Source organism: Spirosoma spitsbergense DSM 19989 (assembly GCF_000374085.1).
Lineage (GTDB): Bacteria > Bacteroidota > Bacteroidia > Cytophagales > Spirosomataceae > Spirosoma > Spirosoma spitsbergense.
Map to the genome: position 1 here is coordinate 1 of NZ_KB893588.1, position 21,495 is coordinate 21,495.

The 21,495-nt window shown below is 52.2% G+C and carries 16 protein-coding genes, 1 pseudogene and 1 riboswitch; of the genes and pseudogenes, 9 read left to right on the top strand and 8 right to left on the bottom strand.

The window, feature by feature from the left end; genetic code table 11:
• Positions 1-1,133: 1,133 nt before the first annotated feature.
• Positions 1,134-3,215, top strand: a pseudogene (locus tag B157_RS36165) (T9SS type B sorting domain-containing protein).
• 87 nt (positions 3,216-3,302) lie between these two features.
• Here the strand turns inward: B157_RS36165 and B157_RS0127985 are convergent.
• Both B157_RS0127985 and lysA read right to left on the bottom strand, forming a co-directional pair.
• Positions 3,303-4,016: a YebC/PmpR family DNA-binding transcriptional regulator gene (locus B157_RS0127985; protein WP_020606623.1), complete on the bottom strand. Its 714-nt coding sequence runs from the start codon at positions 4,014-4,016 to the stop codon at positions 3,303-3,305.
• Between the two features lie 59 nt (positions 4,017-4,075).
• Entirely contained in the window at positions 4,076-5,350 is a 1,275-nt protein-coding gene (lysA, locus tag B157_RS0127990) for a diaminopimelate decarboxylase (RefSeq protein WP_020606624.1), read from the bottom strand.
• 41 nt (positions 5,351-5,391) lie between these two features.
• On the opposite strand from lysA, the gene B157_RS0127995 reads away from it, so the two are divergent.
• The 4 genes from B157_RS0127995 to B157_RS0128010 all read left to right on the top strand — a co-directional run bounded on the left by B157_RS0127995 (position 5,392) and on the right by B157_RS0128010 (position 8,857).
• Positions 5,392-5,664 (top strand): hypothetical protein, encoded by a 273-nt coding sequence (locus B157_RS0127995; protein WP_020606625.1) that lies wholly within the window; start codon positions 5,392-5,394, stop codon positions 5,662-5,664.
• Positions 5,665-5,865: 201 nt separating this feature from the next.
• Positions 5,866-6,597: a glucosamine-6-phosphate deaminase gene (locus B157_RS0128000; RefSeq protein ID WP_020606626.1), complete on the top strand. Its 732-nt coding sequence runs from the start codon at positions 5,866-5,868 to the stop codon at positions 6,595-6,597.
• Between the two features lie 58 nt (positions 6,598-6,655).
• The gene (locus B157_RS0128005) at positions 6,656-7,984 is read left to right on the top strand and encodes an NCS2 family permease (protein WP_281168514.1); all 1,329 of its coding nucleotides are present in this window, start codon (positions 6,656-6,658) and stop codon (positions 7,982-7,984) included.
• Between the two features lie 42 nt (positions 7,985-8,026).
• A complete protein-coding gene (locus B157_RS0128010; protein ID WP_020606628.1) occupies positions 8,027-8,857 on the top strand; it encodes a 5'-methylthioadenosine/adenosylhomocysteine nucleosidase in 831 nt (276 codons plus the stop codon).
• Positions 8,858-8,859: 2 nt separating this feature from the next.
• Here B157_RS0128010 and B157_RS0128015 read toward each other — a convergent pair whose 3' ends face one another.
• The 4 genes from B157_RS0128015 to B157_RS0128030 all read right to left on the bottom strand — a co-directional run bounded on the left by B157_RS0128015 (position 8,860) and on the right by B157_RS0128030 (position 12,754).
• A complete protein-coding gene (locus B157_RS0128015) occupies positions 8,860-9,588 on the bottom strand; it encodes an esterase family protein (protein WP_020606629.1) in 729 nt (242 codons plus the stop codon).
• A 57-nt stretch (positions 9,589-9,645) separates the two neighbouring features.
• The gene (locus B157_RS0128020; RefSeq protein WP_020606630.1) at positions 9,646-10,254 is read right to left on the bottom strand and encodes a GDSL-type esterase/lipase family protein; all 609 of its coding nucleotides are present in this window, start codon (positions 10,252-10,254) and stop codon (positions 9,646-9,648) included.
• A gap of 3 nt (positions 10,255-10,257) precedes the next feature.
• Complete coding sequence (metX, locus tag B157_RS0128025; protein WP_020606631.1) at positions 10,258-11,337, bottom strand: homoserine O-acetyltransferase MetX; 1,080 nt, start codon at positions 11,335-11,337, stop codon at positions 10,258-10,260.
• A 103-nt stretch (positions 11,338-11,440) separates the two neighbouring features.
• Positions 11,441-12,754 (bottom strand): O-acetylhomoserine aminocarboxypropyltransferase/cysteine synthase family protein, encoded by a 1,314-nt coding sequence (locus tag B157_RS0128030; protein WP_020606632.1) that lies wholly within the window; start codon positions 12,752-12,754, stop codon positions 11,441-11,443.
• 167 nt (positions 12,755-12,921) lie between these two features.
• Positions 12,922-13,026: riboswitch (SAM riboswitch) on the bottom strand.
• A gap of 287 nt (positions 13,027-13,313) precedes the next feature.
• On the opposite strand from B157_RS0128030, the gene B157_RS0128035 reads away from it, so the two are divergent.
• The 4 genes from B157_RS0128035 to B157_RS0128050 all read left to right on the top strand — a co-directional run bounded on the left by B157_RS0128035 (position 13,314) and on the right by B157_RS0128050 (position 18,374).
• Positions 13,314-14,897 carry a M61 family metallopeptidase gene (locus B157_RS0128035; protein ID WP_020606633.1) on the top strand — a complete coding sequence of 528 codons (1,584 nt, stop codon included), beginning with the start codon at positions 13,314-13,316 and terminating at the stop codon, positions 14,895-14,897.
• A gap of 83 nt (positions 14,898-14,980) precedes the next feature.
• On the top strand, positions 14,981-16,057 hold the full coding sequence (locus B157_RS0128040) for a glycoside hydrolase family 130 protein (protein ID WP_020606634.1): 1,077 nt from the start codon (positions 14,981-14,983) through the stop codon (positions 16,055-16,057).
• Between the two features lie 31 nt (positions 16,058-16,088).
• Positions 16,089-17,618, top strand: a complete 1,530-nt coding sequence (locus tag B157_RS0128045; protein ID WP_026309016.1) for an amidase — start codon at positions 16,089-16,091, stop codon at positions 17,616-17,618.
• 243 nt (positions 17,619-17,861) lie between these two features.
• Positions 17,862-18,374, top strand: a complete 513-nt coding sequence (locus tag B157_RS0128050) for a hypothetical protein (RefSeq protein WP_020606636.1) — start codon at positions 17,862-17,864, stop codon at positions 18,372-18,374.
• 14 nt (positions 18,375-18,388) lie between these two features.
• Here the strand turns inward: B157_RS0128050 and B157_RS0128055 are convergent, their stop codons facing one another.
• Positions 18,389-19,606 carry an MFS transporter gene (locus tag B157_RS0128055; RefSeq protein WP_020606637.1) on the bottom strand — a complete coding sequence of 406 codons (1,218 nt, stop codon included), beginning with the start codon at positions 19,604-19,606 and terminating at the stop codon, positions 18,389-18,391.
• A 112-nt stretch (positions 19,607-19,718) separates the two neighbouring features.
• Positions 19,719-21,416 (bottom strand): sodium:solute symporter family transporter, encoded by a 1,698-nt coding sequence (locus tag B157_RS0128060; protein ID WP_020606638.1) that lies wholly within the window; start codon positions 21,414-21,416, stop codon positions 19,719-19,721.
• Positions 21,417-21,495 lie beyond the last annotated feature (79 nt).

Here is a 21,495-nt window from a genome sequence, read left to right on the forward strand (position 1 = left end):
GGGTTGTACTACTACCAGGCGACGGTGAGTTATGCAGTGCTGGATCGCAACGCTCCCCCTCAGATCATCAAGGGGTGGGTCCAGATTCTCAGAGAAAGTGCAGCCGGCCGATAATTCAACGGTTTCCAAATGCAAAAGGGAATGTCACTGACATTCCCTTTTGCATTTGGAAAATTCTCTATACGTACATCAGAAAACAGCCTTTACATGCCAGACACGCAAGCATTTATATAACGCCCTTTTTTTTTAATAACTCAATGATTGACTAACCGTATCGGATACGCTTTTAGAAGTAGCTATCGTTTTACACTAAAATGAGGTAAAAATGTATGCGGTCTATCTACTCGAGTTGTCTGTTATCCCTTTTGTTGGCTGCCTTTCTGTGGCCTCATGTCAGTCAGGCTACCCACGTACGGGCGGGTGAGATTACCACCAAACGAATCTCCAATACTTCACTTACCTATCTGATTACCTTCACGGCCTATTATGATGAAGTAAAGGGGCAAAGGGCGGCTGATGATGCCAGAAGTACCATAATTTGTTTTGGTGATGGTTCGTTGGCTGAGGTTGAACGTATACCGCGCGTTTATATCAATGGCCGTACTTCGTCGATTAATACTTATACGGTTGTGCATACGTATCCCGGTCCGGGGGCGTACACTATCAGTACGACCGTTGTCAATCGCAATGAGGGGACCATTAACTTGCCCCCGCCAAGTCAGTCACAGGAAATTTCTTTCTTCGTCTCGACAACGATTCTGATCAACGCTAACCTACTGACCAACTCCACACCGGTGATGCTCAATCCTCCGCTGGATTCGGGCCGTGTGGGCCAGAAGTTCTGCCACAACCCGGCCGCTTTCGATGCCGATGGGGACAGCCTGGCTTATCGACTCAGTGTGCCTAAGCAATCAACAACACCGAATGGCTGCGTGGGGCGGAACATTCCAATGTATCAGGACCCCACCCGCTTCAGCACCGCCAGCGAGGCCGGCGGTACGCCTACTTTCTCCATCGACCCCCGCACCGGCGAACTCTGCTGGGATGCCCCGGGGCAGCTGGGACAATTCAATTTCGCCTTTATCATCGAGGAATGGCGCAATGGGGTGCTCATCGGCGAGATTACCCGCGACATGCAGATCTTTGTCGTCGACTCCAAAAACAAGCGGCCCCTGCTGGGCCCCATCCCCGACCTGTGCGTCGAAGCGGGCACGCTCATCAACCAGCCTGTCTCGGCCACCGATCCCGACGGACAGGCGGTCATCATTTCGGGTTTCGGGGGCGTTTTCAACGTCGGCCAGGATGGTACCCCCCTGCCCGCCGGGGAGCTTATTCAGCCCGCCTACGCCACCCTGACCCGGGGCGGCATCCAGCAGGCTCAACCCGCCACGGCTATCTTCAACTGGCAAACCAACTGCAGCCAGATTCGGGTGGCGCCCTACGATGTGACTTTCAAGGTGGCCGACGTGCCGCCCAAGCCCACCCCGGCCCTGGTCTCCTTCCAGACCTTCCGCATCCAGATCGTGGGACCCGCCATCCGGAACCTGACGGCCCGCCCCACGGCCACGGCTAATGGGCGGGCGGTGCAGCTCAACTGGGATGCCTACAGTTGCGGCAACCCCGGNACCACCATCGCCATCTACCGCAAGGAAGGCTGTGATGCAGTACCACCGGGTCCTTGTGTGACGGGTATCCCGGCGGGTTACACCAAGATTGCCGAGGTACCCGCCACGGCCACCACCTACACCGACNNCNCNNNCCNNNNCCNNNNCNCCANNNNCNNCTNNCNGNTNGTGNCTNNNTANNCNNNTGTGAACGGGGGCTTCAACGGGGGGGTGAGCCGGGCCTCCAACCAGGCCTGNCTGGAGTTGCCCCTGCTGGCCCCGGTCATCACCCAGGTAACGGTCGACTCGACCAGAACGGTTACCGGTCAGATCACCGTCCGCTGGACGCGGCCTTTGGGGCTGAACCCGGCCGATCTGGCGGGTCCCTACCAGTACCGGTTGCAGCGGGCCACCGGGCAGGGGGGCACCAACTTTGTCCCTGTTGCCACCATCAACACCACGCTGAGTGCCACGGCGGCCGACACGGTCTACATTGACAAGGGTAGCTCGGTTTCGGCCCTGAACACCGATGCCAATGCCTACACCTACCGGCTGGAGTTCTACTACACCAGCCCGGCGGGCCAGCTCACGCGGCTGGATGTGACCGAATCGGCCTCCTCAGTTCGCCTGAGTGCCGCCCCGGCTAACCGGCGGGTGGTGCTGAGCTGGCAGGCGACGGTTCCCTGGAGCAACGACAACCAGACCCACGATGTGTTCCGCAGCCGGACGGGTCCTAACGGAACATTTAACAAGATTGCCGAGGTGCGGGTGGGCAGCCAGCCCTACAGCTTCACCGACACGGGTCAGGATAGTTTCCTGGCCGATGGCAACACGAGTCTGGCTTTGTCGGCTGACAGCAGCTACTGCTACCGGGTGCTGACCAGGGGCGTGTACACCGATGCCCAGCTGGGGCGGCTGGGGGTGCTGCTCAACTACAGCCAGATCATCTGCGCCACGCCCAGTGACACGACCCGTCCCTGCCCGCCTACGCTGCGGGTGGACAGTCTGAACTGCGCCAATTTGACCAGTGAGAGTTTGTGCGACCAGAGCAGTTTCACCAACAACCTGAACTGGCAGGCGGGTAGTGGCCCCAACTGCGACCCCAACATTGCCAGNTACAGGATTTACTACGCCCGCTACCAGACCGACACGCTGGGGTTGCTGAGCAGTGTGGCGGCTCCAACGCTGAGCTACGGGCACACGCCGTTGAGCACGGTGGCGGGCTGTTACTACGTGACGGCNGTAAGCAGGCGGGGTCTGGAGAGTGTGCCCTCCAACAAGGTATGCGTGGATGCGTGTCCGAGTTTCCTGCTGCCCAACGTGTTCACGCCCAACGGTGATGGCAGGAACGATTTGTTCGTACCGTTGCGGTGTCCGCGTTTTGTGGAGAGCGTGAGTTTTGTGGTCTACAACCGGTGGGGGGCTAAGGTGTACGAGACGAGTGGTGCTACGCTGGCCTGGGATGGCCGGAGCAGCGACGGGGTGGAGCTGCCCAGTGGGTTGTACTACTACCAGGCGACGGTGAGTTATGCAGTGCTGGATCGCAACGCTCCCCCTCAGATCATCAAGGGGTGGGTCCAGATTCTCAGAGAGGCAGTCGCTGACCGATAAGGAAAAAACTTGAAAAGCAGAAGGGTAAGCAAGGCAAAAGGGAGAAGGCACGTGTCCTTCTCCCTTTCCTGCTTTTTAGCTGTACCGCTACTTCATGTTGTGGTAAACCGTCTGTACGTCGTCATCTTCTTCGATGCGCTCGATTAGTTTCTCCACGTCGGCCACTTCTTCGTCCGATAGTTCTTTAAAATCGTTGGGTATCCGTTCAAATTCGGCTTGCGCAATGTCATAGCCCTTTTCTTCCAGAAACTTCTGAATGCTTCCGAAGGCCGTGAATTCACCGTAAATAACGAACTGATTCATTTCATCGTCCAGCTCGATATCATCTCCACCTGCGTCGATGAGTTCCAGTTCCAGTTCTTCCTGGTCGATGCCGTCTGCCGGTATCCGAAACACCGACTTCCGGTCGAACATAAAGTCCAGCATTCCCTGTGTTCCCAGGCTGCCGCCCAGTTTGTTGAGGTAACTGCGGACGTTGGCTACCGTGCGGTTGTGGTTGTCGGTAGCCGTTTCAATCACGAGCGCGATGCCATGCGGTGCGTAGGCTTCGTACACAATTTCCTTGTAATCCTCCTGGTCTTTCGAAGAGGCTTTTTTGATAGCTCTATCCACGTTTTCCTTCGGCATATTAGCCGCTTTGGCGTTCTGGATAATGGCCCGCAGTCGTCCATTGGAGTCCGGGTCGGGGCCACCGCTTTTCACGGCCATAACAATGTCTTTGCCGATTCGGGTAAAGGTCTTGGCCATTTGCCCCCACCGTTTCATTTTTCGGGCTTTCCGGTATTCAAATGCGCGTCCCATTGGTAAGAGAGTGAAGAATTAAGTGTTATGAATGAAGAATAACAGGTGTGATGCAAGGCTTATTCTGCATCAATCACGCTCAACTCTTCACTGAAAATATCTACCTGTCCCCGTACCAGATCTTCGAACGTTTCGCGCTGGCGAATCAGGTAGGGTTTGCCTTCGTACACCAGCACTTCGGCCGGGCGAAAGCGGGCGTTGTAATTCGATGCCATACTAAAGCCGTAGGCACCGGCATTCTCAAACGAGAGTACGTCCCCCGCTTGTACGTCGGGCAGAGACCGGTCTGTGGCGAAGGTGTCCGTTTCGCAGATGTAGCCCACGACCGTGTAGGTTTTTTCCTCTCCGTTTGTGCGCTGCCCCTGCGGATTCGATACGTTTTTTATGTCGTGATACGCATCGTACATCATCGGACGAATAAGGTGGTTCAGACCCGAATCGACCTGCACGAACGTACGGGTTGGCGTTTCTTTCACCACGTTGACCCCCGCCAGCAGATGACCGCTTTCACTCACCAGCAGTTTTCCCGGTTCAAAACAAAGCTCCAGTTCACGGCCGTATCGATCACAAAATGACCGGAAAGCCGCCGAAACCTTCGCCCCCAGTTCGGCCAGATCGGTGGCGTAATCGTCTTCCCGGTAGCGAACTTTAAAACCACTGCCGAAGTCGATAAAATGCAAATCGGGGTAGTCGGTTGCCAGGTCGAAGAGGACATCGGCAATTTTTAGAAAGGTATTCCCATCCTTAAAATCTGAACCGGTATGAATGTGCAACCCAACGACCGGAATACCATACTGCTCCGTAACGGCTTTAATCTGCTGGCGGTAGCTGTAGGGTATCCCGAATTTAGAGTCGCCGTGACCGGTTTGAATCTTGACATTTCCGCCCTCGGCAATGTTGGGATTGATGCGCAGGGCAACCGGGTAACGATTGCCATAGGCCTGGCCAATCTGTTCGAGCAGGGGCAAACTATCCGCATTCAGCTGCAGGCCCATTTCGAGCGCTTCCTGAATCTCGGACCAGGCATTACCGCTGGGCGTGTACATAATCTGCGCCGGTTCAAAACCTGCCATCTGGGCTATCCGGGCTTCGTTGACCGATACTACTTCAATATCTACACCCTGCTGACGCATCAGTTTCAGGATGGATACGTTCGTAAGTGCTTTGGCGGCATACTTTATCTTCAGGTTCACTCCGCTAAAGGAAGACCGGAGCGAGCCGATTTTTTCGATAATTTTGTCTGCGTCATACACGTACAGCGGCAAGCCGAACTCGTCGGCGATATCCAGTACATTGACGCCCTGAATTTGATACGTCTGGTTATTTAGTTGCATAATTCATGAAACGAGCCGCAAAATTACGCCATCTTTCCCCTATGTACAAGATTCTCTGTTATCTAGTAGCCCTTACGCTGTTCGGTACGTACGCGACGTTCGGTCAGAAGCCCCCGGTTACCGCTGCCCGGCCGGATAATCCGACTGAAAATTACCCAACCAGCGACGTATTCACTAACCGGAAAACGGTTTTTATAGCCCACCTGCTCGCCGACAAGGTGGAACCCGAAAAAAAGAACGCGTACAACGCGTGGGTAATAAACAGAACAGCGAGCCTGCTTTACCCGAACCCGTGTCAAACCCAACGCCTGTAGCGGTGGCAGACCGCCCGCCCGGCTTTTCGTTCCGGCGCAGGAAGCTGAACGTACGGCAACGAACCTAAAGCCGCTCAGCGAGTTAGAATCTATACGATTGGTATTGGTCGCTGACCAAAAAGACCGGTGCAAATAAATCAGGTGTCCGTCAATCGCTCCGGCAGACTGGCATAACCCTCAACCTAAAAATAACGAACCATTATGACCTTTCACCAATTCCCCGATTACGCATCCCTGTCGCAGTACACCGCCGAACACATTGCCGCCATTATCAATCAAAAACCTGATGCACTGCTCTGTCTGGCATCGGGGGATACCCCCATCGGAACCTATCACCATCTGGTAGAGCTGGCAAAGACGGGGCGCGTGGATGTGAGTCAATGTACGTTTGTAGGCCTCGACGAGTGGGTTGGTTTCGGGCCGGAGGATGCGGGGAGTTGTTCGTATTACGTACTCCGCGACCTGTTTACACCGTTGCAGCTACGCCCGGACCAGCTCTATGTTTTCGATGCGAAAGCCACTGACCTTACGGCCGAGTGCGCCCGCATCGACTCCCTCATTGACTCGCGGGGTGGCCTGGATCTACTGCTGGTGGGTATGGGCATGAACGGCCACATAGCCCTGAACGAACCCGGCACCCCGTTTACGCTGGGCTGTCACGTTGGCGAACTGGCCGAAAGCACCATAACCGTCGGGCAGAAATATTTCGAGCAGGAAACAGTTCTCGAGCAGGGTATTACTCTTGGACTACGCCATCTGACAGCCGCCCGCGAAGTAATTTTACTCGTGAGCGGGGAGAAAAAAGCAGCTACGCTACAGAAAGCTCTCAAAGGGCCGGTTTCGGAGGAAATACCGGCCAGTATTCTGCAAACGCACCCCAACGGTCAGGTCTGGCTGGATGCAGCTGCCGGAAGTTTACTGACAAGTCTTTGAGTTTATGGCCGGGAGTGTGTTATTTGACCGTCTGATTCAACCTGAACCTTACAACCGCTTGGCCAATTCTCTCCCTATTCTCCATCCGCCCGTTTCCCGAAGGACCGAAATACTAGCTGGTGTTTCGACCTTTCTGGCAACGATGTACATTATCGTTGTCAATCCGGCTATTCTGAGTCAGGCTGGTTTACCCTTTGGCGGGGTGCTCACCGCCACTGTTCTGCTTTCCTTTTTTTGCAGCCTGATGATGGGCCTGTATGCCCGTAATCCTATTGTGGTAGCACCGGGGATGGGTATGAACGCGTTTTTTACGTTCACCGCCGTGAAGGGAATGGGTATCAGCCCGGAAGTGGCGCTGGGCGCGGTGTTCTGGGCCGGTATATTATTTCTTCTGTTGTCGGTCTTTAACATCCGGTCGGCCATTGTACGGGCTATTCCGCACCCGCTGCGCTACGCTGTTTCGGCAGGTATTGGTTTGTTTATTACGCTGATCGGCTTCGAGAATGCCCACTTCATTGTGGCTAATCCGGCTACATTGGTCAGTATCGCCCGGCTAACCGACCCCATCATCCTGACCTTTGTATTTGGGTTGCTCTTAACGAGCGTACTGGTGGTGCGCAATGTGCCGGGGGGCATCATTATCGGCATTGTACTGACTACACTGGCGGCCTGGCCCGTTGGCCGTTTCTGGGGGGATGCCTCGGCTGTTAATTTCGGGCAGAAAACGCTGGTCAATTACCAGGGTCTTTTCGCAGCCCCTGATTTTTCGTTGCTGGGCAAGTTAGACTTGTGGGGAGCGCTCTCGTGGTCATTGTGGCCGGTCATTTTTGCCTTCGCCTTCACCGATTTGTTCGATAGCCTGTCCACCTTTGTGGGTGTAGCCGAAGCCGGTGATTTACAGGACGAGGACGGTAATCCACGCAACATGAATCGTTCATTGTTAACCGATGCCGTCGCTACCACCCTGGCGGGGGTACTGGGAACCAGCCCCGGCACCGCTTACATTGAGTCGGCGGTGGGGATTGCGCAGGGCGGACGTACGGGGCTGACGGCAATCGTAGCGGGCTGTTGTTTCCTGCCGTTCCTGTTTTTATCCCCGGTCTTATCCGTTATTCCGGCCATTGCCACAGCTCCGGCCCTGGTGCTGGTGGGTGCATTTATGATGAAACCAATTACCCGTATCAGCTGGAGCCAGCTGGATGATGCACTGCCCGCTTTTCTGGCTTTGGTGCTCATTCCGTTCAGTTACTCCATCACGCAGGGGCTTATTTGGGGCTTCCTATCGTGGACACTGATAAAAGTCGCCGTTGGGAAATCGAGTGAGGTATCGGCAGGCTTATGGATTGTGGATCTGTTTTGCGTACTGGCGCTGGTGAGTAGTGATTAATGGTCAATAAAAGTAGTTCCCAACAGAATTTCAGAGAATAACATGAAAAAACGCTTTGCAGTAACGCTGCTGTTCGCGCTTTCGCTCACGTACTCGTTTGCCCAGCGCTATAAACCCCGGCCCATTACGGGTTTGCTGGGCGCTTTCGGGGCTGAAGTTGCGCTGGTTAAAGAATCGCTGAAAAAGGCTAAAACGGTTTCGGTCGACGGGGTACTTTTTACGACCGGACGCATCGGGAAACAACGGGTGGTGGTGGCCGAAACGGGTATCGGTAAAGTGAATGCGGCCATGACAACGGCGTTGATGCTGGATCATTTTCGGCCCCGGCGGGTATTATTTACGGGCATTGCCGGCGGTACGAATCCCGAGTTGCAACCCGGCGATATTGTGATTGCCCAACGAACGGCGCACCATGATTACGGCTCCATTACCGACAAAAATACCCCAACCCGCCAAACCCGAAATGCCATTACCAAACAGTTCAATCCGGCCTATTTTCCTGCCGATTCGGTACTACTTCATTTGGCAGAGCGGGTGGTGAAAACGGTATCGCTGGAAGGTATTCCGCTGGAATCCGGTGGTGTGTCCAATCGGCCGGTTAAAGTTGTGACCGGTACCGTCGTGACGGGTGATGTCTTTGTGGCTTCCCCCGAAAAAGGCAAAAGCCTACGGGCTGATTTTTGGGCCGACGCCACCGAAATGGAAGGAGCTGCCATTGCGCAGGTCTGTTACCAGCTTCAGATACCCTGCCTGATTATTCGTAGCCTGAGCGACCGCGCCGATGCGGAAGCGCACATTGCCTACGATAAATTTTATCCAACGGCCGCCCGTAACTCCGCTAAAGTGGTTATTGCGCTTGTGAACGCGTTGTGACATTACAGATACAATGGAGCCATTTTCTGCCAGTCGCAGGCCTGATGGGCGCGGCCATCCCAGAAATACAGTTCATGCGTTACCTGTTTGGACCAAAGCGTTTCACTTAGTGAAAGGTTACTGGATAAAAACGGGTCCTCTGTCCCAATGGTCATTACAATCTGCAGTCGACGCAACTGATCGAGTGCTTCGCAATCGCCCAGGTTTGGTAAAAAGTGATTGGGGCTGTGGAAATAGATTTCTTCGTCGTAATAATCGTCAAACAGGCCACGAAACTCGGCCACCGGCTCCGACAAACTGTACCGGCCACTAAACGCCACTACTTTGGCAAACCATTGCGGATGCCGGAGTGCAATGTTCATGGCATGATAAGCCCCGAGGCTGCACCCGTGCGAAATCATGAACGGTTGCGGGTTCTTCAGACGGGAGAGCGTCAGAACCTCCTGCAAAATGTACTCCTCGTACTGGCTATGCCGCCGAATACGGTCGCAGGGAGATATGTGGCGGTTGTAAATACTTTCCTGGTCGATACTATCGACGCAGTACAACTGTAGCCAGCCGTTTTCGAGTCGGTCGGCCAGCGCTTGTACAAGTCCCAGGTCTTCGTACTCATGAAATCGCCCCCGGCGGGTAGGGAAAACCAGCACCCGCGCCCCGGCGTGGCCGAAAATAAGCAATTCCATGTCGCGGTTCAGGTTCGGGCTAAACCACTTATGATACTCGCGCTGCATACCATTCCGATTAATAAGCAGTGAAATTGCATGCTTTTACGGTAACAACGCGGCCTTTTAGATAAACAAATCGTTAAAAATTCGGGCCTGTTGCTGAAACGTCTGCGCCCATATCCGGTAACCAGCCGGGCTTAGGTGCAAACCATCGTTTTCGAAGAACTCCCGCCGGGGTTTACCATGCTGATCCAGCAACGGCGTTGTCATATCGATGTACTGCCAGTCGGGGTACTTCTCGATTTCGCGACCAATTAACTGGTTTGTGTACTGAATTTTATCAGCAATTCCCCAACGAGCCAGACTGATTTTTACCGACAGAAAATAAAACGGTACATCAGGTAGTAAGTTACGCATCTTACTGGCAAGCGCGCAAAAGAACAGGTATATCTCTTCGGGGTGCCGCCCGTCGCCCAGGTCATTATCACCCGCGTAAAACACAATGGCTTTTGGCAGGTTTGGCACTACCAGACGCTCAAAAAACCAGGTACAGGCTGCGAGGGTCGAGCCGCCAAAACCTAAATTCAGGGTGTCGAGGTGGGGGAAATCCTGGGCTAGAGTTGTCCATAACCGAATGGATGAACTACCGTAAAAAGCAATCTTCTCTGTTGCTGGTGTAAGGGCTTTTACCTTTTCTTCCAATAGCCGAACGTCGGCTTCATACCAAACCATACCTTATTGATTAACTGACTCACTGCCAATTGTATCCCTGTCAATGGGTGGCGCTATGGCTGATTCACCAGCCTGCATCCATTTTCGGATGATTGTTGTAAGTGGTCGAAATTCGATTAAAAAACCATCGTGTCCGTACAAAGAATCAATCTCTTCATACGTGGCATTATGAATATGACGGGCCAGAAACTGCTGTTCTGTGGGTGGAAACAGCAAATCGGACCGGATACCGACGACTAATGTTCGGGCCTTAATCTGGCCCAGTGCATTGAGAATACTCCCCCGGTTGCGCCCCACGTTGTGCGAGTCCATGATTTTGGTGAGCAGCCAGTAGGTAAACGCGTTGAAACGTTCCGCTATTTTTTCACCCTGGTATCGCTGGTAGCCAGCCGCTTTGTAGCCATCGAGTTGCTCATTATTGTCGAGTGCTTGTGTAAAGCCGTAGGTATCGTAGTTTCGGTACGAAATCATGGCCATAGCCCGGGCCGCTTTCATACCCGCCAGCCCCGCATCGTTGCGGTTTTCGGCCCAGGTAGGATCGGCTTCTATGGCCATTCGCTGCGATTCATTGAAGGCAATGCACCAGGGTGAAGCCATAGCACTGGCGGCAATCAGTATTAAATTGTCGATGAGGCCGGGGCGCAGAATGGCCCACTCTACCGCCTGTTCACCCCCCAGCGAACCACCAATGCAGGTGCGGATTTTTTCAATTCCCAGTTCCTGCCGCAGCAAATCAAAGGCATTGACAATATCCCGAACCGTAACGGCAGGAAATGCGTGATGATACGCTTTTGCCGTTGCCGGATTAATAGATAAGGGTCCGGTAGATCCGTAACACGAGCCAAGCACGTTGGCGCAGACAATAAAATCCGTTGCCGGATCAAAGAACTTGCCCGGTCCAACCATGCCGCCCCACCAGTCGGCCACGTTAGCATTGCCGGTTAGGGCATGGCACACCCACACTACATTCGACCGGTCTGCATTGAGCGTACCGTGCGTTGTGTAGGCCAGCCGGAAACCCGGCAGGCTCGCGCCCGATTCGAGTGGGAACGAATATTTATAATCGAAGTAAGTGAGGTCCAATCAAAAAACGTTTACAGTATCTGGTTTGAGGTTTTTAAGGTTTACAGTTGACTGACAAATAACCACTTATCTATTAGTCAACTGTAAACCTTAAACTAAAAAACTACGATAATACCGGCTCGGCAATTTGGGCGAAAGCCTGCTCGAAGTCTGCCTTAATATCATCAATATGTTCAATACCGGCCGATACGCGTAATGTGCCTACTTCAACGCCCGCGCTGGCCTGCTCCTGCTCGCTTAGTTGCTGGTGTGTGGTGGCCGCCGGGTGAATGATCAATGTTTTAGAATCGCCCACATTGGCCAGATGACTAACCAGTTTCAGGCTGTTCACAAACTGGTCAGCCGCTTTGGCATCCCCTTTCACTTTGAACGAGAAAACGCCACCAAAGCCCCGCTTGAGGTATTTTTTTGCCAGTTCATGGTAGTTGCTGCTTTCCAGACCGGGGTAATTAACCGACTCAACCTGCTCATGCTGTTCGAGCCATTTGGCAAGTTCCAGCGCATTTTGTACCGTACGGTCAACCCGCAGGGACAGCGTTTCCACTCCCTGCAACAGCAGAAAGGAATTGAACGGACTGATGGCCGGACCGTAATCACGAAGCCCCTCAACCCGGGCACGAATAATAAACTGGATGTTGCCAAACGGACCGTCAACGCCAAATACGTCACTGAAAACCATCCCATGATAGCCCTCCGACGGTTCACTGAACTGCGGAAATTTGCCATTACCCCAGTTGTAATGGCCACTATCTACAATTACTCCACCAATACTGGTGCCGTGCCCGCCAATCCATTTTGTGGCCGACTCGACCACAACGGCCGCTCCGTGTTCGATGGGGCGGAACAGATAACCGCCCGCTCCGAACGTATTATCGACAATCAGGGGCAGGTCATGCTGCTTCGCCAATTCGGCAAAGGCATCAAAGTCTGGAATGTTGAAACCCGGATTACCGATGGTTTCGAGGTAAATGGCTTTCGTTTTGCTGTCAATCAGTTTGGCAAACGATGCTGGCTTGTCGCCATCGGCAAAGCGGGCTTCGATACCCAGCCGTTTGAATGAAACTTTGAACTGATTATGGGTACCACCGTATAAAAAGGAAGTGGTTACGAAGTTATCGCCCGCATTCAGGATATTACTCAATGCAATAAACTGGGCGGCCTGACCCGACGCGACTGCCAAAGCGGCTACACCACCCTCCAGAGCCGCTATTCGTTTCTCGAACACATCGGACGTGGGGTTCATGATGCGGGTGTAAATATTCCCGAAGGCTTTCAGGGCAAACAAATCTGCGCCATGGGCCGAGTCGTTAAAAACGAATGAGGTAGTCTGATAAATGGGTACTGCCCGTGAGTTAGTCGTTGGGTCAACTTCCTGACCGGCGTGTAACTGAAGGGTATCAAAATGAAGTTTTGACATGATTATAGGGTTTAATTGTGATTAAGCAGCAGTCTGTGTGCTGTTGTCTGCCTTGGGCATATAGCCATACACACGACGAACCCTCCCGGTTTTCGTGCGCGATTTGTTGAAGATCGTTAGTAAGCCCTCCGGGGCATACATGACTGGATGTAGAGCATAGTAGTTTCGATTTATAGTCCCTAAAATAACTTTAGGCAGGAGTTAGCACCTTGCCATGTGGTAGGTTGCCAGCGGTTTGCAGAGCCTGATCTCTCCCCGCTTCTGTATAAATCAACGCGCGCTGGTACAATTGGAAATAGCGCGAAGCGATTGACTTGATGGCGCAAGTATACTAGTCAGACGGCGAGATTCCAAACGGGCCCAGCCGAAACGCCTGAATGGGAGAACAAATGTGTAGACTAAAGAAAAGGCCTTTGCCCTTTTATGAAATCGTTTTGTTGATTTTGCCGTTATTTTTAGAAACTGTTTGAGTTAGCGATTTGAGTCAAAAAAACTCGCCTTTTGGCTAACGTTATTAACTCGAATAACTACTTATAGCTTTACATCGCTGCCACTATTTATGCACTACCGATTATCTGCCGACCCTGACTTACCCCATTACATTGCCGTTGAAGCCCGTTTAGCCGACATTACAATGCCGGAGGTCGATTTACAGTTGCCCGCCTGGCGACCAGGCCGCTACGAGTTGCAGAACTTTGCCAAAAATATTCAGCGGTTCGACATCGTAAATGGAGCGGGAAATCCCCTGCCATTTCGTAAAATCACCAAAGACCGTTGGCGGATACAAACGAATGGAGAAACAGAACTGATTGCCCGGTATAATTATCACGCGCTATTGCCTACTGCTTACCAGCTCAATGCGGGCAGTAGCTTCGTAAGCGACACACTCCTGTACGTTAACCCCATAAATCTTTGTCTCTACGCCGAAGGGCGTATTAATGATCCCTGCACGCTGGAAATAGACATTCCTGATGGCTGGACGCTGGCCTGCGGCCTGAAACAACGGGACGCTACTACGCTGGTGGCAGCTGATTTTTATGAACTGGTCGATTGTCCGCTCGTGGCGGCACCCGTGCTGCAACACATCCAGTATGAGGTAGGGGATACACCCTTTCACATCTGGATTCAGGGGGGGCGACGAACCGACGGTAACCCCACGTTCGATGCGGAGCGGATACGGCGGGATTTCAGCCGGTTTTCAGAAACACAACGGGCTCTCTACGGCGAATTTCCCGAAGAGGTATATCATTTTTTGACCCTTATTTTGCCTGTGCCCTATTACCACGGGGTGGAACACCGCAACAGTACGGTGCTCGTTTTGGGGCCAAATGATGAGGGCGAAGGATTATATCAGGATTTGCTGGGCGTGGCTTCGCATGAGTTATTTCATGCCTGGAACATTATCCGCATCCGACCAGCTGAACTGCTTCCGTACGATTTTACGCGGGAAAACTATTTTACTACCTGCTTTGTGGCCGAGGGCGTAACAACCTACTACGGTGATTTGATGCTTCGGCAGTCGGGCATTTTTTCGGACGAAGACTACCTGAAAGAATTGCAGGTGCTGTTCAAACGACATTTCGAAAACAGTGGCCTTGCCTTTCAGTCATTGACCGAATCGTCGTGGGATTTGTGGCTCGATGGGTACGAGAAAGGAGTGCCTGACCGCAAAGTATCCGTTTACCACAAAGGGGCCATTGCCGCACTGATTCTGGATTTGCACATTCGCCGGTCAACGAATCATACCCGCTCGCTGGACGATGTCATGCAACGAATGTGGCAGCAATTCGGTAAGCCTTTTATCGGCTACACCCTGGACGATTACCGAACTGTCACCGAATTGGTGGCGGGCGAGTCGCTGGCCTGGTATTATGATCTGTGCATCTTTGGTAACCAGCCACTCGAAACAAAACTCAATGAGTATCTGGCCTGGGTAGGTTTACAGGTCGTTCATGAAGAACCCACTGCCGAACAACCCGGCGGTATCCGGCTCCTGGAACTGGATGATGCCGGTATTGATGGCCTGCTGAGTCGTCAGCACCGGATGCGGTGGTTTGCCAATCCGCTTACCGAGCCAGCGCACGAAGGACAGGCTGAACTAGTGTCGGAACAAAAACCGGGAAAGAACGTAGTGGCTAAGTAGACGCCCTCTACGGTGCCAATACGCTTCTAGTAGCCTGGCCGGTAATTCTGCTTTGACTTGTTTCCCCTTATCAATCTAACTTCATGGTAAAACAGCTTTGTCTGCTCTTTCTTCTTCCCAGCCTCTTACTGGCTCAGGCCAAACCCGAAAAGCCGTGGATGCTGGGGCCTTTTCAGAAGGAAAATGCGTACAACCCAATTCTGGATGCTAAATCAGGCACGACTTTCTATTGCCCTATAAGGAAAGAGACAATTCAGTGGGAACAAAAAGACGTATATAATCCGGCGGCAGTAGTGCGTAATAATAAAGTATACATGATTTACCGGGCCGAAGATACCGTCCGGAGTGTGGGTGGAACGTCGCGTTTGGGACTGGCTGTCAGCACGGATGGGATTCACTTCAGCCGAATGCCCAAACCCGTCTTTTATCCCGATAATGACCCTATGAAAATCTACGAGTGGGAGGGAGGTTGTGAAGACCCGCGCGTGGTAGAAAGCCCCAACGGGGTGTATGTACTTACTTATACAGCGTACGACGGCGACAAAGCCCGTCTCTGCGTGGCGACCTCGCGTAACCTCACCGACTGGCACAAGCAGGGGCTGGCTTTTGCTGATGACCGTAACAGCTGGTCGAAGTCTGGGGCTATCGTATGCAAACGAATCGGGAACCGACTGGTAGCGCAGAAGATAAACGGTAAATACTGGATGTACTGGGGCGACCAGCCCCAGCTTCGTCTGGCAACGTCCGACAACCTGTTGCACTGGACACGCCTGGAAACCAGTACCGGGCAACCCGTTGTAGCGGCTGAGTCGCGGAAGGGTAAATACGATTCCCGGCTGATTGAGCCCGGACCGTTTGCGATGCTCACCAGTAAAGGTATTCTGCTGATTTACAACGGAATGAATGCCGACCAGAATGGGGATGATAACTTACCCAAAGGGGCTTATACGGGGGGGCAGCTCCTGTTTGATGCCAACGATCCGACCAAACTTATCGACCGTTCGAAAACGTACTTTATCAAACCCGACCAGCCGTACGAGATGGAAGGACAGGTAAACCAGGTTGTTTTTCTGGAAGGTATGGTACCGTTTAAAGGCCGTTGGTTTTTGTACTACGGTACCGCCGACTCGAAAATTGGGGTAGCGGTAGCGAATCAATAAAGCACCTGAATTTCTTTTCCTGACTGTAATCATGCAATCATCCAGCCCACAGGTTATGTCTTTCGAGGAGTACGTCAAACACGATGCTACGGCTTTAGCCAAACTCGTAGAGACCGGAGCCGTCTCACCCGCAGAACTGCTCGAAACGGCTATTGCCCGCGCCGAAGCCGTCAATCCAACCTTAAACGCCATCGTTACGCCCCTGTATGATAAAGGCCGTACTATGGCCGAACAGGTACCAGCCAAAGGCCCCTTTTCCGGGGTGCCATTTTTGTTGAAAGACCTGGAAATGGAATGGGCCGGAACGCCCATGAAGTCCGGTAATGCGGGCTACCAAAACTATGTTTCCACCACCGACAGCGAAGTAGTTAAACGGCTAAAAAAGGCTGGACTCGTATTCTTTGGTAAGACGAATACACCCGAATTTGGTTTGACACCCTACACAGAATCAACGCTCTACGGCCCGGCCCGTAATCCCTGGAAACTAACGCACTCGCCGGGAGGGTCTAGTGGTGGGTCGGCGGTTGCTGTGGCGGCTGGTATTGTACCCGCAGCCACGGCTACGGATGGGGGCGGTTCCATCCGGATTCCGGCTTCCTGCTGTGGCCTGTTCGGCCTGAAACCCTCGCGGGGGCGCGTTACGCTGGGGCCGCGTTTTGGTGAATTATGGAATGGGGCTGTAGCGGGCCATGCCCTTACGCGGAGTGTTCGCGACAGTGCGGGCCTGCTGGATGTTGTTGCGGGTGGCCCGACGTACCGACCGCTGGCTGGTGAACCCTATACCATTGCCCCACCCGAACGGCCATTCCGGGAAGAAGTGAGCCGGGAGCCGGGCAAACTACGCATTGCCTTTTCGACCCAGTCGCTCATGCCGTCACAGATTACGGACCCGGAATGCGTTAACGCTGTGCGGGAAACGGCCCGGCTGCTCGAACAGCTGGGGCATACCGTTGAGGAAGTGCCGTTACCCTACGAAAAAACCATCGTAACGGAGGCTTTTTTTGTGAACGTACTCAGCGAAACGGCAGCTGTACTGCGTGAACTGGGCCACTACCTGGGGCGGCCCGTTCGGCGCAGCGATGTAGAACTAAACACCTGGGCACAGGCCCGGCTGGCCGAAGGCTTCTCGGCGGCCGACGCGGCTTACCAGAAACGTCGCTGGAATACGCTGAACCGAAGTATGGGACAGCTCCACGAAAGATATGACCTGTTTTTGACGCCAACGCTGCCGCGTCCGCCTATCGAAATCGGTGCATTTCAGAACAAATCATCCGAACAGCGGCTGCTCAAATTAGTAGATTCACTGGGAGGCTTGAAGTACCTGAAAAACAGCAAAACGGTAGAGGACCTTGCCGAACGGTCGCTGGGGTATATTTCGTTTACCGTTATTACAAACATGACGGGCCAGCCATCTATGTCTGTACCCCTGCACTGGTCAGCAGACGGGTTACCAATCGGGGTAATGTTTGCGGCTAAACTCGGCGATGAAGCAATGCTGTTCCGGCTGGCGGGGCAGCTGGAACAGGAAAAACCCTGGTTTAATAAACGGCCGGTTTTTTAGAGTTAATATACTGAAAAACAGGCTTTTATATTTAGCTTGGGGTGCTTCATAACTTACAACTACTGTAACGTATGTATGTAGAATAAACCTGAATAAGGTAACTATACTGGCATTTATCAACGCAAATGGACAGTTTTTTCCTGCTGTAAGTTGCTGTACTATAGTAGTTTGAAACTATTTTGAGTTTTTTTATTACATTTATCAATTCTTAGCCTCCACTCAGTTTTTGATAAGTAAAATCAGATGGGTAACCAGAAAGAGTCATTCGATAAACTGCTCGAAAAGTACGTGTTTAACGCTGCCGCTCAATTCATAGATCAGGTTGATCCGGAAATGCAGACAAAAATAATCGACTTACTCAACCACATCGGCAAGACTACACCCCCTACTAGTGCGCCTATCAACTGCAATTCGCTGGAATTGACTACTACTTTTCCTGCCGAATCCTGCGACATACAACTGGAGAGGCAGTGGAAAGAGGCCCTACGAAAGCCAGTTCGTAAAAAACGAATCAAAAATGAAATTTACGGGCTAACCCGGCGGCTGATCGACTTGTATCAAATCCGTATAGAGTCTACTATTTTTTGTATTGGTCAACTACAGAGGCTGCTGAAACGATCCCATAACACTATATCGGACAGAAGCAGACAATCTTACCTGATCAATCATTATCAGTCGATCATCGATAACAAAGCCGCCTACCTGACTAAAATGCAGGCACTTCAACAAAAAGAACTGAATAAAGTGCATGCGTAGCCATCATTACGTATTTATTCGCTGTAATCCAGTTCTTTCCCAAACGTCTCTTCTATCGTTATCAGCGACCAAAAACCGATACCGAAGCAGACAACGGCTAAAATTGCTCCCGCTTCAATGACGCCCATCGTTTGTTTCATTGCCTGGAAAGCGGGGATAGTAAGTAATGTTGTGGCCCGGACATTGTTGGCAACGGATGTAGTAGCCGTAGCCCGTAAATTCGTACCGAAACTTTCAGCCGTTATGGTCAGAAACATGGCGATGTAGCCAATCCCGAAACCAAGGGCCACACAAACGGCGTAGAAGGCACCAGCCGTGCCAATATCTCCAAACAGATAAATGGCAACAAAGGAGAAGGTCAGTCCCATCATCAGGCCAATGGCCTTCCGGCGCGAGCGAAGCCACTGACTCAGAAAGCCACTAAACAGATCCCCCGTAACGGTGCCAATATACGTGAACATGACGCAACGGCCCGGTTGTATGACCTCCTCGATGCCTATTGCTTTGCCAAACTCATTCCCAAAGGTGGCCAGAATGCCAATAATCAGATAGGTAGGAACGGCGATACCCATGCAACGTAGATAGCGTAGGGTAACAGCCCGGTTACGAAATAAAGCCCAGAAATTTCCCCGTACTACGCCCGCTTCCTGCACTCGTTTGAACATACCGGATTCGAGTATGCTCACCCGCAGAACCAATAACCCCAGGCCTAAGCCTCCGCCGATAAAATAAGTAGTACGCCAGTTGAAAAGAGAAACCGTAAAATAGGCTACTACGGCACCAAGCAGGCCCACGCTTGCTACGAGTGAAGAGCCATAGCCACGCAACCGGGGGGGTAATATCTCACTCACGAGGGTAATACCCGCCCCTAGTTCACCGGCCAGGCCCACACCTGCCACTAACCGAAGGAGGGCATATAGTTGCGGATCCTGGACGAAACCACAGGCTACATTGGCCAGGGAATACGTGATTATACTCCCGAAAAGGACAGACAGTCGGCCGCGTTTATCACCCAGAATCCCCCATAGAATTCCCCCAATCAGGAGGCCTGCCTGCTGGTAGTTCAGGATACGCCCGCCAATGAGTGAAACATCCGCTTCGGATAGACCCAAATCGTGCAGGCTTGGAACCCGCACGATGTTGAACAGCAGCAGGTCATACACATCGACGAAATAACCCAGAGCCGCCACGATAACCGGCAGGGTAAACAGGGGACGGATACTGTTACTCATTTAGTTAATTGTCATTCGTAGTCATTTGATGGTCATTCAATCGTCATTCGTTGTTGCTACCAGTAAAATGACCAGGAATGACCACCAATGACGATTGAATGACCATCAAATTTTACCAGAACCGGATATACAGCATGGATACCAGCATAACAATAATGACTACCATAGCCAGGTTGGTTGGTGTCAGTTTAAACATGGACGAGTCAATAGCCAGACCTTTGGGGTTTATTTTTGGCCCGGCAAGGCTAATGAGTACCATCATCGCAACGGTCAGAAAGAACGCCCAGCCCATAGCAATCAGGAACGGTATCTCATACACGCCATCACTGTTTAGAAACGCCGTGTACATTATCGTTTCGGGACCAAACAGGCTGGGGGCAAAGTTATTGAACAGCACCGCAAAGCCAAAGCCGCCCAAAATACCAGCAATAGCCGCTATACCGGTGGTACGTTTCCAGAAGAAACCCAGCAGGAACACCGCGAAAATACCGGGGCTGATGTAGCCGGTATATTTTTGAATAAACGTAAAACCTCCTTCACCACCAATGCCGAGCGCATCGTCCCACGCCAAGGCAACGGACAGGGCTACCGCCACTAGAATGGTAACTCGTCCAATCCAGAGCGAACGGGATTCGCTGGCGGTTTTATTGATGTATTTCTGGTAAATATCGAGGGTGAAAATGGTTGAAATAGAGTTGGCTTTACCCGCCAATGAAGCCACAATAGCGGCCGTCAGGGCGGCAACCGACAGGCCTTTCAGACCAGTCGGCAAAAATGTGAGTACCGCCGAGTAAGCGTTATCGCCCGATACAACACCATTGCGGAGCATTTCCCCCTGTAGTCCACCGTTTTTGTGAATCACGTAAGCGGCAATACCGGGTAGCATCACGATAATCGGCATGAAAATTTTCAGGATGGCCGCAAAGAGAATACCTGTACGGGCGGTGTTCAGGTTGGCGCCCAAAGCCCGTTGCGTAATGTACTGATTACAACCCCAGTAGTTGAGGTTAACAACCCACATGCCGCCGAGGTACATAGCAATACCCGGCAGGGTCAGATACCGCTTGATATCGGCCTGGGGTGCACCGGCATCCGGTTTTTCGAAAATCATGTGGAAGTGGTCATCGGCATCTTTGAACATGGCGCCCAATCCCGACACAATGCCACCGTCCAGTCCCATCGTTAGGCTTACCTGTTGCAGAGCCAGATAGGTGGTAACCAGACCGCCAATGATAAGGACCAACACCTGAATAACATCCGTATACCCAATCACATTCATGCCTCCCAGGGTGATGAAAATAGCGAACACACTCAGGCAAAGAATGACTATGTGGAAACTATCCCCTCCTATCAGGCTGCTGATAGCCAGCGCACCCAGGAATAAAATGGAGGTCAGGTTAACAAATACGTACAGAAACAGCCAGAAAACGGCCATTATCAAACTTACTGTTTCGTTGTAGCGGGTACTCAGAAACTGGGGCATCGTGTAGATGTGATTCTTGAGATAAATCGGAATGAACCACACCGCTACGATAATCAGGGAGATGGCTGCCAGCCATTCGTACACCGCAATAGCAACCCCAAAACGGTAGCCATCGCCCGACATGCCGATGAACTGCTCGGCCGAGATGTTGGAAGCAATGAGGGAGGCCCCAATGGCCCACCAGGTCAGAGACCCTTCTGCCAGAAAGAAATCTTTGGTGTCTTGTTTGGTTTTTTGATTTCGCCGGTAGATCCAGTATCCGTACGAAGAAACACCGATAAAATACAGGAAGAAAATAACGTAATCGGTTAGGGCAAGTTGGTTCATCAGAACAGTCCGGTAATTGTGTGTTTAAATCAGCCTGTAAAAAAGCAATTATTTCTCTAAATAGGCTTACTGTTGGGTA